Below are 13,714 nucleotides of genomic sequence, written 5' to 3'. Positions count from 1 at the left end.
CGCCAGCAAAACAAAATCGGGAGTCAGCGAATGCCCACTCCCGATCGGATAGATCCGATAGATCCGGTCAATTCAGTTGATTGGATTGATCGATTGAATCGAGCACTGCTCGATCGACTAATCATCGATCACTGCTAGATCAATCACTGCCCGATCGACCTGAGCACTTCAATTCAGCCGTTTTAATAACCCAGTTTCCGGTCAGCCGGACTGCCGGGTCAAATACTCATGGCTTAAATGACCATACCGTCAGGAATGGTGGCGTTCTTGAGAACCACCACGATGCCGCTGCGAATGACAAAGCCCAACTCCTCGCGGTTGGCCTCTTGCACATTGTCCTTGTTGACGATCGCCACCTTTTGGCCAATGCGGGCGTTCTTGTCAATAATGGCGCGGCGAATTGTGGAATCTGGCCCAATCCCGATCGGCACGTAGCCCCGCTCAAGGCAGTCCATCCGCTCGGGGAAGGGTTGATAGTAATCCGCTCCCATCAACAGGGCGTTGTCAATCACAGAACCAGATTCAACCCGAGAGCGCACCCCCAACACGGAATGCTCGATCGTGCAGTTTTTGAGGATGCAACCCTCACTCACGATCGAATCAGTAACCTGGGCGTTCAAAATTTTCGTGGGGGGCAAATGGCGCGATCGGGTATAGATCGGCGCATGTTCATCGTAAAAACTAAAGGGTGGCTGCGGTTGCTTGGTCAGCGCTAAATTTGCATCAAAGAAGGCTTCGATCGTTCCAATATCTTCCCAATAACCGTCAAATAAATAGGCTTGAACGTTGTAATTGGGAGCCGCCTGCGGAATGATTTCTTTCCCAAAATCCGTGCGATCTACGGACTCATTCAACAGGTCAATCAAAACTTCTTTCTTAAAGACGTAAATGCCCATGGAGGCGATATAAGGCATCTCCTGGGCCCGGTCAGCCGGCAAACCCAAAACGGTGGTGTCCACCGCCATGGTCTTGAGGGCATCCCCCTTCGGTTTTTCGCTAAAGCTTGTTACCCGGCCGTTGCCGTCAATTTTCATCAGGCCAAAATCCGAGGCCCGCTTCTCATCAATGGGGATCACCGATAACGTGATGTCGGCATTGGTGGCGCGGTGATGCTCCACAAATTTTCGATAGTCCATCCGATAGAGATGATCGCCGGACAAGATGACGTATTCATCCACGTCCCAGTCGGCAAAAATCCACAGATATTTCCGCACCGCATCGGCAGTGCCTTGGAACCAATTGGGACTATCGGGGGTTTGTTGGGCCGCCAAAACCTCCACAAAACCATCGGTGAACCCGGACATGGCATAGGCCCGGGACAAGTGACGGTTCAACGAGGCAGAGTTGAACTGGGTGAGGACGTAGATTTTAAGAATTTCGGAATTGATGCAGTTACTAACCGGAATATCGATCAACCGATATTTGCCCGCCAGGGGGACTGCCGGTTTTGCCCGTAATTTGGTCAGCGGATACAGGCGGGTTCCTGCTCCGCCGCCTAGGATGATGCCTAAAACTCTTTTCACAAGACGACCTCTAGCGCTGCCAATCCACTTCCACGTCCAGTGTCCGTTGCTCGGTGGCAATTGACAAGGGGTTGACAGTAAAGCCATTTCAGCCCGATCGCTCCCGGGCCGATCGAACGGGAATTCGCGATCCCAAGCAGATTCTGAAGTCCAGAAAAACCGTAGCAAGGGTTACTGTTAAAATTTGTTGCGATATATTGAAATTGTGACAAGCGTGTCAACCACGCCACAGTTCTCTTGGGCCAATCCCCCGAGGTGGAGGCTGAACCATGAGTATCCAGACCGGCAACCCTAGTTCATTGCGCAGTTCCCCAGCACCGGCCCGCCCTCACCCGATCGCGCCTGGCTCCGGGCGATCGGAATTTGATGCGGCCACTTTCCTCAAGGCCCGAGCCGCCACGGACGATCGGGACGTGTATGTGGAATGGACTGGCTCCATCTACGCCATGCTGCCCGACCAAACCCAATGCCACCTGTTTGACATCGTGGGCATGAACGTGGCCCGGGGTGTGAACAACGGAGATGGCAGTTGGAGCTTGGTGTCCCGGGAACTGACCTACTATTTGGATCCCGATACGGGGGCCGTGCTCCACAGTTGGGATAATCCCTGGACGGGGGAAACCGTGCCGGTGGTGCATGTGGCCAATGACCCGGTGCAAAGTCGCCTCACGGGCACGTTCGGAGCGACCCTGGCGGGCGATGCGGTGATTTTTACCTGTGACGTGTTTCCGGCCTATCCCAACCCCTTGGGCAACGACCCGCGCTTTCAGGACTACAGCCCCAGCCCCCACTACAGCGCCGCTGAGTTTTTCAAGCTGACCGTTCCGCTTTCGGAGCTAACCAATCCGGAGTTGGCCGCCGTTGAAACCATGACTGTTGCTTGGCATCGGATTGGCCCTTGGTTGCCTTGGATGAAAATGGGCGATCGCTCCGGGCAGTTGGTCTACAGCGCCTGTGGTCAACGGGTGGCGGGCTTCGAGGCCTTGCCGCCCCTGCTGCAAACGGAAATCCGCGATCGCCTCCCGAAATATCGCCACGCGCCTGATCACCACAGCACCCAGAAAAACATGACCTCTTGGCGCTACTTCAAAGAGCACTTTGAGGCTTATCTGCGGGGTGAAATGTTCCCGCTGCCAGAACTAGCGGTTTAGCCGCCGCCCGCTGAGCCATCCCCACCGCATCAATCCTGGGCAACCCCAGTTCGAGTCCCCCAACTCAGCGGGCTAGCGGGCCTATGGGGCCTTTTTGGTGGCTTTCAGTTGGCTGATGGCCCGTTGAAACCCAAGCACCAAGGTCAAATTCGCCAAGGTCAAGAAAACCTCCGCGCTGCCATGGAGCCAGTCCACATCGGCAAGACTTTGGTTGTAATGCACCTGGGCGTAGATACCAGCGGGAATGGTAATCGCCACAAATAAAAGGGTCAGGTAAAACCCAATCAGACCGAGCTTGGGCGCTTGACCCGATCGCGTCAAAAACCACAGAAACCCCAAATAGGGAAACAGAGATAAACCAAACAGGGTTTCTTTGGATAAAAAAGACATTATTGATTTCCCCCACTAATCCTCAGTGGCTTCGGCGGCTTCCTCATCTTCCGGGGAAGATGTTTTGAGGGCCGCTTCCAGAGCCTGTAGCTGATCGCGGCGAATTTCCAACTCAAGCGATCGCCGCGATAGCTCTTGATTTTGCAGGGTCAGAGACTGTTTCCACTGCTCTAGGCGGTTGGCTTCGTGGGCCAACTCCTCGGGCGTGACTCCCAAGCTCAAGTAGGTTTTAATCAGCTCCAAAATCCAATCGGTTGCATCCTGGCAGTCGGTCACCAATTGGGCGTTGTCCACCTCAATCAGCACCAACTGCTGGGGATGACATTGAGCCTGTTCCGGCAAGGGCAGGGTCTGGCGTTGGCGCTCTCGGGTAATTTGCCATCCCCGATCGACGGACTGCACCGCCAGCGGCATCAGGGCTAGGGAGTGATCCGTTTCCTGTTGTTGCACTTGGGCTAAATAAAGCACCATGTCCCCTCCGGTGAAGCCATACGCTGATTTGTTTCTTGAACTCAGGAAATTGCTGGAATTCAGGATTTTCGGGGCAATTTTATTGCAACTGGGCCAGGCGATCGCGCAGCAATTGGGCTTGGGTTTCCGCTTCCGCCAAGGCGGCCCGGGCGCTGGCCACCACTTCCGGGGGAGCCTTGTCCACAAAGCCCGAATTGCTGAGGCGACCCGACAGCCCCTTGATTTCCCCTTCGGCCTTGTTCAGGGCCTTGGTCAACTTAGCGCGTAGGGCAGCCAAGTCCACCACACCATCCACCAGGGGCAGCAACACTTGGGTCGTACCCACCACGCCGGCCATGGCCCGCTCGATCGGGACGGCTTCCGGTTCCGCCTGGCCCAGGTCGATCGGCAAGGTCACTTCCGGCGCTTGGGCGGCCGGCAACTGGAGCGGCTGCGGCTTGGTCGGAGCGGCGGCCGGGGTTTCTCCAGGATAGGCCCGCACCGCGAAGGGATTGCCCTCGCCGATGTAGGTCAGTTTGGTTTGCCGCACGCCATTCGCAAAGGCCGCTCGATCGCGCGCAAACAGCAGGGTCTTGGGCAGGTGGTAGACCGTCCAGAAGAAGCCAATCAACTGGAAGATCGAGGGCAGCAGCGGGATTTCGTCGATCGCGTCCAGGGTGCTGTTGGCCAAGTAGAGCGCAAAGGCCGCTGTCCCGATCATGGCCAGGGTCAGCAGGGCTACCCGCCGTTTTTCGCTTTGCTCCCAAGCCAGTTGGTCGGCATCCAGATTCATTTCGTCAGCGGCGATCGCCTCTAGCAGGGCTGCCGTGTCCGCATCCATCAGGGTCGGCTCTGGGGCGGCTGTCGGTTTCACCGGGGTTGCACCGCCCTGGATCGTCAGGTCGGACACCTTGGCCAGATTGCAAATGTAGGCGCGGCCAATTTCAAAGGCCGTCCGCTCCCGATCGGTCTCCGGTTGCAGGACGATCGGCACTTTCTGACCGGGCTTGATATCTGCCTCGGCCCGCAGGTTCCGGATCGTGCGGATCGCGTTGATGATCGCCTCGAACTGGGCTTCTAGCTCCCGATCGATCGCCTGTTCGATCGCCACCGGGTAGGCTTGCAGGGCCAAAAAGTCCGTCGCCGCCGCCCCTGTCAGGGCGTGCCACACCTCTTCGGTGATGTGGGGCATGAAGGGATGCAACAGCTTCAGCGTCCCATCCAACACCAGCGCCAACATCTGCTGCACCGTCCGCCGAGCCGCCGGATCATCCCCATTCAACCGGGGTTTCACCAACTCGATATACCAGTCGCAGAAGTCGCCCCAAATGAACTCGTAAAGCCCCTTGGCCGCCTCGCCCAAACCGTAGTGATCGATGTCGTGGCGGGTTTGGCGCACGGTTTGGTTAAACCGCGACAGGATCCAGCGATCGGCCAACTCCAGGCGATCGGCCTCCGGCGCACCCAAGCTGGCCGGCGTTTCCCCAGCCAAATTCATCAACACAAACCGCGACGCATTCCACAGCTTGTTCGCAAAGTTGCGTGACGCTTCCACCGACACCGACTCATCGGTTTTGCGGTTGTAGTCCAGGCGGATATCCTGACCCGCGCCGGCCACTTCCCGCACCAGGGTGTAGCGCACCGCATCCGTGCCGTATTTGTCGATCAACAGCAAGGGATCAATCCCATTGCCCTTGGATTTCGACATTTTTTGGTTATTTTCATCCCGCACCAGCCCGTGAACGTAGACCGTTTTGAAGGGCATTTGACCGGTGAAATAGCCCGCCATCATCGTCATCCGGGCCACCCAGAAAAAGATGATGTCAAAGCCCGTCACCAGCATCGTGTTCGGGTAATAGGTTTGGAAATCGGCCGCCGTTTCATTGGGCCAACCCAACGTCGAAAAGGGCCACAAACCGGACGAGAACCAAGTATCCAGCACGTCCTCATCCCGCTCCAGCACTGCACCTTCGCCGTAGCGGGCCTGGGCTTGCTTGAGAGCATCGGCTTCCGTGCGGGCCACGATGAAGGGCGTGTGTTCCGTCACTTGGCCGTTGGTTTCGCTGATCACGTACCAAGCGGGGATTTGGTGGCCCCACCAGAGCTGGCGGGAAATGCACCAATCGCGCAGGTTCAGCAGCCAATCGCGGTAGACCTTCGTCCAGCGATCGGGCACAAACAGCGGCTCCCGGTTGTTTTCCAGATCCGCCAGGGCCTTTTCGGCCAAGGGGCGCACCTGCAAGAACCACTGGGACGACAACAGCGGCTCCACGGGCACTTTGCCGCGCTCGCTGTAGGGCACGGAGTGGCGATAGGCTTCCACCTTTTCCAGGTAGCCCAGCTCCTCCATCTTGGCCACAAGGTTCTTGCGGGCCACGAAGCGATCTTGGCCGCAAAATTCGCCGCCGTTTTCGTTGACCGTGCCGTCTTTGTTCAGGATTTCGATTTGGGGCAGGTTGTGGCGCTTGCCCATCTCGAAATCGTTGGGATCGTGGGCTGGCGTGACTTTCACACAGCCCGTACCAAAGGTCGGATCAACAAATTCATCGCCAACGATCGGGATTTCCCGGCCCACCAGGGGCAGGGTGACGGTTTTGCCAATCAGGGCCTTGTAGCGATCGTCCTTGGGGTTCACCGCCACCGCCGTATCACCCAGCATCGTTTCCGGGCGGGTCGTGGCCACCACCACTTCGCCGGAACCATTGGTCAGCGGGTAGCGGAAATGCCAGAGGTTGCCGTCCACCTCTTTGTTGTCCACTTCCAAATCGGACACGGCCGACTGGGAGGCGGGGCACCAGTTGACCATGTATTTGCCGCGATAGATTAGCCCGTCTTCGTAGAGCCGCACAAAGGCTTCCAACACGGCATTGGAAAGGCCTTCATCCATGGTGAACCGCTCGCGATCCCAATCGACGGACAGGCCCAGGCGGCGCATTTGCCCAACGATCGTGCCGCCGGATTCTTCTTTCCAAGTCCAGGCCTGATCGAGAAACGCCTCACGACCCAAGGCAAAGCGATCGGTTCCTGCCTCCTTCAGTTGCTTATCCAGGATCGATTGCACGGCGATGCTGGCGTGGTCGGTTCCCGGCAGCCACAGGGTGTTGCGCCCGGTCATCCGGTGGTAGCGCACAAAGGCATCGATCAAAGAATGCTCAAAGGCATGGCCCATGTGCAAACTGCCGGTGACGTTCGGCGGCGGAATCACCACACAAAACGGCTCGCCAGCGGCATCAACATCGGCCGCAAAGGCAGCGGAGTCCTCCCAGGTGCTCTGCCATTTGGCTTCGGCAGCTTTGGGATCGTATTGGGTGGGAAGCGCGTCTACCGGGGCAGTCATGGCGACGAGGGCTGGGGCAAATGAAGGTCAATGATTCAGGCTGTTATCTTACCCGGTTGCGCACCCCTGTTCGCGCTCGATCCCGGAACCGGCTTCCTGGGAATGATCGCCGCGATCGGCAGATTTTTGGGGATCCCGTGAGATCCGCAGCACCCACGGCCGCCCCCTTAGCTTAGGAAATGGCCGCGAGGAATTCTTGAATCATGGCTGCCAACTGCTTGAGTCGCACCGGCTTGCTCAGATAATCACTGGCTCCCGCCGCCAAACATCGTTCCCGATCGCCCGCCATTGCCAAAGCCGTTAGGGCAATGATCGGCACATTGGCCAGGGTCGGATCTTGGCGAATTTGGCGAGTGGCTTCCAAACCATCCATCACCGGCATCTGAATATCCATCAGGATCAGATCCGGCGGCGCGGCCTTGGCGAAAGCAACGGCCTCCTCGCCGTTTTTGGCCAGGGTCAGGCGATAGCCCTTCGCTTGCAGATACGCCACGATCGTGCTGACATTGGCTTCGTTATCCTCCGCCAACAGAATCAGCGGCGATTCCAAGGGTACGGCCGGACTGGGTTCCGCCGCCTCGATCGCCCCCGTTGCCGGTTGATCCGGCCCAGACAGCGTACTTGCACAGGGCAAATCGACCGTAAATCGACTGCCAACACCTACTTCACTCACGAGGGATACTTCTCCACCATGCAATTCAACAATTCGCTTCACCAGCGCTAACCCCAACCCTGTGCCGGTGTACTGCCGATTCAAAGCACTGTCCACCTGTACAAAGGGCTGAAAGAGCTTGCGGATATCTTCCGGCGAAATCCCAATTCCGGTATCCACAACCGAAATTTCCAAAAACTGGTGGACTTCTGTTTCCCCCAAACTACTGTTCAGTTTAGGGACTCGTCGTGATGTTCCCAAACAAACTTCCAAAGAAACAGATCCGTGGTCGGGGGTAAATTTAACCGCATTATTTAACAGATTAATCAATACCTGGCGCACCCGGCGTTCATCCACCAGCAAGTCTGGCAACTTGGGAGGAAGCTGAATCGCCAGTTGAATTCCTTTTTTGAAAGCCTGTTGCTTAACAAACGCCAAACTAGATTGGCACAGGGGCGAAACAGGAACCGCTGCAATGTCTAACTCTAGCTGTCCGGCTTCAATTTTGGCCACATCGAGAATGTCATTAATCAATGATAAAAGATGGGAGCCACTGCGTTCAATGGTTTGCAGCACGCGCTCCTGTTGCTCAGTGATGGGACCAAAAATCGACTCCTGAAGCCCTTCAGTAATTCCCAAAATGGCATTCAACGGCGTTCGCAGCTCATGGCTCATGTTCGCCAAGAATTCATCTTTTAGCCGAGTGGCCCGTGCCAATTCTTGATTAGAAACGGCCAATTCTTGGTTGCGATCGGTCAATTGCTGTTGAGCCTGCTGGCGCTCTTGAAGCTCCCGTTGCAATTGTTCAAATAAATTAGCCTGTTGAATTGCCGTGGCCAACTGGTTCGCAATTTGTTGCAAAAGTTTGGCCTCGGCCCCCTGCCACACCCGCTGTTCCTGGCAAGCATGGATTACTAACACTCCCCACAGGCGGTTATTGTGCCCCACGGAAACCCAGCGATCTTCGCTGTGAACATGCACCTCCTGCAAAATAGGAGCCACCACTTTGGACTGAATTTGTCCTGCTTGGGAATATTCCCGTAGGCAATCTGTCCACCGATCGCTCATCACATCCGGCACAATTCGTGGCTCTCCCTGCCAATAATGCTCCAAGATTTCTATAGACCAATGCTCATCATCCCACTGGCGGTTTTTGAGAACTGGGAAACCTGGCGCAACAGATTCTTCAAAAATTTGGCTGTGGCCATCTGGGAACACCTGAAGTATGATTGCGCGATCGCACTGAAAGACCTGCCGCACTTGGTCGGTGACCACTTGCAGAATTTCAGCCACATCCAACGATTCTCGAATTCGTTGGGAAATAACGCCTAATAATTCCTGTTGATGGAGTTGGAGGGCGATTCGCTTCTCCGCTCGCTTGCGAACTAATAATTCGGCTTGCATTCGGTCATAGAGGCTGGCCTGTTGAATCGCAATTTCTAATTGATTGGCAATTTGCTTAATTAATTCAATTTCTGAAAGCTCCCAATGCCGGACTTTCATGCATTGATGAACACAAAGCAGCCCCCACAAGGCTCCATTACAAAGCAGAGGCATCACCAAATTAGCCCGCACCGCAAGCCGCTTTAAAACATCCGCATGGCAGGTGCTGAGGCTGCCGTCATAGATATCGTCGGTTGCACAATATTGTCCTTGGGCATAGCGCTGGAAATAGCTTCCGCCAAAACAGCGATCATCCATCGAAACCGCAATCACCGATGGATATTTGTCATCAACGGATTCCGCCACAAACTTGCCATCTTGCCATTGGGACTCGGGATTAAACTGAAAGATGCCAACTCGATCGGACTCCATGAGCTGCCGAATTTCCTGACAAGCCGTTTCAAACACGATCGAAAGATCCAAAGACTGACGAATTCGCTGGGTAATTTCTAAGAGCAGGGTCTCGCGCTTGGCCTGCTGAACCACGATCGCTTCCGTTTGCTTGAGATCGCTGATATCCGCAAAATAGCCCACAATCTCTAGGGGCTGATTCTGCTCATCGCGCACCAGGTAAATTTCATCCCGCACCCACAAATAATAGCCATCCGCATGAAGTAATCGGTACTCATACTTGTAGCGATCTGCTTCAAATGAACCACTGAGATCACTGAGCACCCTGTCCACATCTTGGGGATGAATTCGGCTAATCCAGAAGTTTGCATCCTGAATAAACTCCTGGGGCGTGTAGCCGAGGATAGATTCCACATTGGGGCTAACAAAGGTTGTGGTGTAGCGTCGATCGAGCTTGCGACTGTAGATTACAGCGGGACTGGAGGCTAATAGAAACTCCAACCGCTCTTTGAGTAAACGATTCTCTTGCTCTGTGCGCTTGCGATCGGTAATGTCTTGGGCAATGCCTAAAAAGCCAATGATTTGATCATTGCGATCCCTCAGGCAGCTCACGGAAAGGGCGGCGGGAAACCGAGAACCATCCTGGCGAATACAATTCCACTCGTTCTCGTCCACAATGCCTTGGCGGGCCCGGGCCACGAGCACTTCAAACCCTTGGGCGATCGGCTCGCCCAACTCTGCCGATCGCTGAGCAGCCCGGGCGGCCACCTCCTGACGGTCGTGGAAAATTTCCGGCGTAAGCTGGCGGATCACTTCGGCGGCCCGATATCCCAACATGCGCTCGGCGGCTGGGTTGAAGGTGGTAATTAGCCCCTGGATGTCGGTGGCGATCACCGCATAGGGGGCACAGTTCAGAATGGCCTTATGCAGATTGTGAACGCGCCAAAGCTCTTGGGTTCGCCGTTGAATCGTAATTTCTAGATCCTGATTGAGCTGCTCAAGGGCGTTGGTGGCTTGCTGGCGTTCCAGTTCGGCTCCAGCCCGAGCCGCAAAGATGCGCAAGACGGTTTCGGCTCGGCGGGGCGCTTGAATGGGCCCTTGGTTCAAGATGCAGAGGTGACCAATTTCCAGACCGTGGGAATCTTGAAGGGGAACGCTCAGATAGTTGTTGTCGGTGATTTGCGTCAGGCCAGGCACTTGGGGAAACAGAGACTGAAGCAACTGTGGATGGCAGTTCCCGTGCCAGGGGTAGGGCAGTTCCTGATCGAAGTGGTTGAGGGCACAGGTGGCGATCGTTTCTACGGTTCCCGCATTCCAAAAGGCCAACACTTGGATTCGATTGCCCATGCGCTCGGCCACAAAAGCGTGGGAAACATTGAGAGCGGTGGCCAGATGTTTGACCAGGGCAGGGAAAAAATCGAGGCCAGTGGCGGCGGTTCCTTCGATCAGGTTTTGCAGGGCAAAGTCAGCCTGTTTACGATCGGTGATGTTGGTGATGGCTCCCACATGGCCCACGATATCGCCGTTGAAATGGCGCTCTACCACCGATTGGCCATAGACCCAAAGCACTTCCCCGTCGGGACGTGCCAGGCGATATTCGGCCTTCCAGGGGCGATTGGTCTGGATGGCTTGCATCCAGCCATTGGTGACTAAGGCGCGATCGTCCGGGTGCAGGGTGAGCTGCCAACCATGACCAAGGGCGGCCCGATGATCGAGGCCGGTCATTTCACACCAGTGATCGTTGACGTATAGGCAATGGCCGGCAGTGTCGGTGCGAAAAATCCCGACGGGGGCCACGGCCAACAGACTGGCGTATCGCTGGCGACTTTCGCGGAGTTCGAGGGCCGATCGCTTCCGATCGCTGATGTCTGTGAGGGTTCCCACATAGCCGATCGGTTGACCCGTGGCATCCCGCTCCACCACCACCCGCATATCCACCCACGTGACAGCCCGATCGGGGTCGGGGCCGTGGCGATGCTCGCGCGATTGGAACCGGCATTCCAACTGACAGGACGATTGCTCTCGCAGATTTTGCTCCCGCAGAGCCAACACCCAATCCCGATCGTCCGGGTGCAGGGCTTGCTCCCAATCCCAATCAAGACCCTCTTCAATGGAGCAGCCTAAAATTTGGCAGTAGCGTTCGTTCACGTAGGTGGGCCGTCCCTGCAAATCCATGCGGAAGATGCCCACGGGCACAACGGCCGCGAGATTGGCATAGCGCTGCTCGCTTTCCCGCAGGAAGGCTTCCGCTTGCGTGCGGGTTTCCAATTCCTGTTGCAGTTGCTGGTGCGTGATGGCCTGCTTGAGGGCCACTTCCAATTGCACCGACAGGCCCTTGAGCAATTTCACCTCGTCGGGCAACCAGTTTCGGGTGGTTTTGCTTTCGGAAACGCTCAACAATCCCCACAGTTCCTCTTGATAAAGCAGGGGAACCAGAATTTTGGCGCGGGGCCGCAGCTCGATCGGTAACTGGAGGTGACACCCGCCCATGTCACTGGCGGCCACGTCGGGTTCAACCCGGATGTAGCCCTGCCGATAAACCGGTTCTTGGTCATGCTGAAACCAGGTACCCTCCAGTTCCGTGCCGATCATGGAAATGGGTAAGTCCGTTGATTCTGCCACCACCCGGGCCCGAGCCTTGTCGGCGGTTTGAAATTGCCAAATATTCACCCGATCGCACTGCAAGACCCGCCGCACCTCCTGCACCGTGGTATCCAAAATGCTCTGTAAGCTCAGGGACGATCGAATCTGAGTGGCCAACGCCACCAACAGCAGTTCCCGTTCTGCCTTGGCCCGCAGGGCCGCTGTGCGGGTTTCCACCCGCTGCTCCAGTTCCTGGTGATGCAGCGTTTCCAGGGCCTGTTTTTCCGCTTCGAGCTGGTTCACCTTGTGCTCTAGCAGTTCCGCCAGTTTGTATAGCTCCAGGGGATTCAGAACCCGCAGCAAACTGGTTTGGGTGACGATGCCCACCAACTCGCCCCGATCGCCCATGACCAAAACGCGCTGGATGTTGCGCTTGGCCATCAACTCATGAACCAACCACAGGGAACTATCGGCGGCCACGGTGAAAACCGGTGTGCTCATCACCTCTCGCACCGTGAACTGCTGAAAGTCCAAACCCAGGGATTGAAACTGCACCAAGTCCCGTTCCGTCACAATTCCCACGGGCTGCTGTCCTGAATCTGCTGCACCCGGCTCCACAATCACCACGGATCCCACCTGGCACTCAGCCATCAGCCGCGCCACATCAAGCATGGAACTGGTGACCGCGATCGCCACCACATGCTGGGTCATCACCTCTGAGGCCAACCGCATCCGCAGCAGGTCGATCGGGCGGGTGGTTTGGCAGAGGCTTTCGTGGGTCATCAAGCCCACCAACCGGCGATCTGCATCCAGCACGGGCAAATGGCGAATGCCGTGTTTGTGCAACAGCGTGATGGCCGCCATCACGTCCAGGTCTTCACAAGTTTTGGTCTGCAAGGTCACCAAGGGCTGGATCATGATCTGGGAGACCGTGAGTTGATCCAAGCAGGTTTGTTCGGCCAACAGCCGCACCACATCTCGCTCGGTCACAATCCCGATCGGGCGGTCTTGATCCACCACCAGCACACAGCTCCCCCGAGCCTCTCGCAGCACCTGCTGGTTGTTGTTTTCAGGATCGGTGGATTCCGCAATTCCACAGCTCGATCGCACCTGACTCATCCGATGGAGCGCCGCTACCACGGGTGTGTCCGGTGAAACAATCAGCGGGTTCTGAATCAAGGCAGCCTGCGGATCCAAAGGAGTCAGGGTGACAGACAAGGCAGCCATATGCATTGCAGAAGGGAAGTTCTTCTATTATTTACTACCCAAGGAAAAAGCGCCGGGCTGCTCATTTCGCCCATTGATTTTCTCAAAGCGATCCAACTCTTTCGTCAATTGTCAGTCAAGCGAGTTGTAAACAGATATAAATTAGCGGAAAAATTAGTAAAAAAAGAGTAAAAATGCAAAGTATGTATCAAATCAAACTAAGTAGCTGAAACCCAAGAAATGACAGTCGATCATGTTTTTGTATGGTTTTCAACCTTTTTCAAGAATTAATTCTACTGAGTTTTCTTCGAAATCTATCGTAGTTCCAGAAAAGCACAGCGAATCAGTCTATTTGTACTGATTAATTTGCATCAATCGGGAAACAGATCCGTTGTCACAGGTCACAGGTCTGCGTGATTTCAAACGCAAGCCATCTTTAAAAACACTTTAAAAAGACAGAGGGCTGTCACCGAGTTACTGATGACAGCCCTTGTAATTTAGGCGACGAGATTTAGGTCATGAGGCTGAGAGGAGGTCTGCCCAATTGTCGGGTGACAAGGGCCAAGCATCAACAGCCGTGGGGCAAGGGGCTGAAGCCTCTGGTCTTCATCGGTTTGCCAGACCCGCA

The 13,714-nt window shown here is 55.7% G+C and carries 6 protein-coding genes; 1 reads left to right on the top strand and 5 read right to left on the bottom strand.

The genetic code is table 11. The annotated features are described in order from the left end of the window. Nucleotides 1-233 precede the first annotated feature (233 nt). The gene (locus H6G53_RS04510; protein ID WP_099532439.1) at nt 234-1,523 is read right to left on the bottom strand and encodes a glucose-1-phosphate adenylyltransferase; all 1,290 of its coding nucleotides are present in this window, start codon (nt 1,521-1,523) and stop codon (nt 234-236) included. A gap of 269 nt (nt 1,524-1,792) precedes the next feature. On the opposite strand from H6G53_RS04510, the gene H6G53_RS04505 reads away from it, so the two are divergent. Continuing rightward, nucleotides 1,793-2,674, top strand: coding sequence for a DUF1838 domain-containing protein (locus H6G53_RS04505; protein WP_099532440.1), 882 nt, complete (start codon nt 1,793-1,795; stop codon nt 2,672-2,674). Between the two features lie 81 nt (nt 2,675-2,755). On the opposite strand, the gene H6G53_RS04500 is transcribed toward H6G53_RS04505, so the two are convergent. The 4 genes from H6G53_RS04500 to H6G53_RS04485 all read right to left on the bottom strand — a co-directional run bounded on the left by H6G53_RS04500 (nt 2,756) and on the right by H6G53_RS04485 (nt 13,107). Further along, nucleotides 2,756-3,064, bottom strand: coding sequence for a DUF3593 domain-containing protein (locus H6G53_RS04500; RefSeq protein WP_190355739.1), 309 nt, complete (start codon nt 3,062-3,064; stop codon nt 2,756-2,758). A 15-nt stretch (nt 3,065-3,079) separates the two neighbouring features. Continuing rightward, on the bottom strand, nt 3,080-3,535 hold the full coding sequence (locus tag H6G53_RS04495; RefSeq protein ID WP_099532442.1) for a hypothetical protein: 456 nt from the start codon (nt 3,533-3,535) through the stop codon (nt 3,080-3,082). 79 nt (nt 3,536-3,614) lie between these two features. Continuing rightward, nucleotides 3,615-6,851 carry a valine--tRNA ligase gene (locus tag H6G53_RS04490; protein ID WP_190531090.1) on the bottom strand — a complete coding sequence of 1,079 codons (3,237 nt, stop codon included), beginning with the start codon at nt 6,849-6,851 and terminating at the stop codon, nt 3,615-3,617. Nucleotides 6,852-7,023: 172 nt separating this feature from the next. Beyond that, nucleotides 7,024-13,107 (bottom strand): PAS domain S-box protein, encoded by a 6,084-nt coding sequence (locus tag H6G53_RS04485; protein WP_190531084.1) that lies wholly within the window; start codon nt 13,105-13,107, stop codon nt 7,024-7,026. Nucleotides 13,108-13,714 lie beyond the last annotated feature (607 nt).

The organism is Limnothrix sp. FACHB-406, assembly GCF_014698235.1.
Taxonomy (GTDB): Bacteria; Cyanobacteriota; Cyanobacteriia; order CACIAM-69d; family CACIAM-69d; genus CACIAM-69d.
This window is presented reverse-complemented; position numbering and strand designations above follow the sequence as displayed.

Bases quoted from the DNA above. Each gene is read 5' to 3' on its own strand.
- H6G53_RS04500 (WP_190355739.1), bottom strand. From the start codon at position 3,064: ATGTCTTTTTTATCCAAAGAAACCCTGTTTGGTTTATCTCTGTTTCCC.
- H6G53_RS04490 (WP_190531090.1), bottom strand. From the start codon at position 6,851: ATGACTGCCCCGGTAGACGCGCTTCCCACCCAATACGATCCCAAAGCT.
- H6G53_RS04495 (WP_099532442.1), bottom strand. From the start codon at position 3,535: ATGGTGCTTTATTTAGCCCAAGTGCAACAACAGGAAACGGATCACTCC.
- H6G53_RS04485 (WP_190531084.1), bottom strand. From the start codon at position 13,107: ATGGCTGCCTTGTCTGTCACCCTGACTCCTTTGGATCCGCAGGCTGCC.
- H6G53_RS04505 (WP_099532440.1), top strand. From the start codon at position 1,793: ATGAGTATCCAGACCGGCAACCCTAGTTCATTGCGCAGTTCCCCAGCA.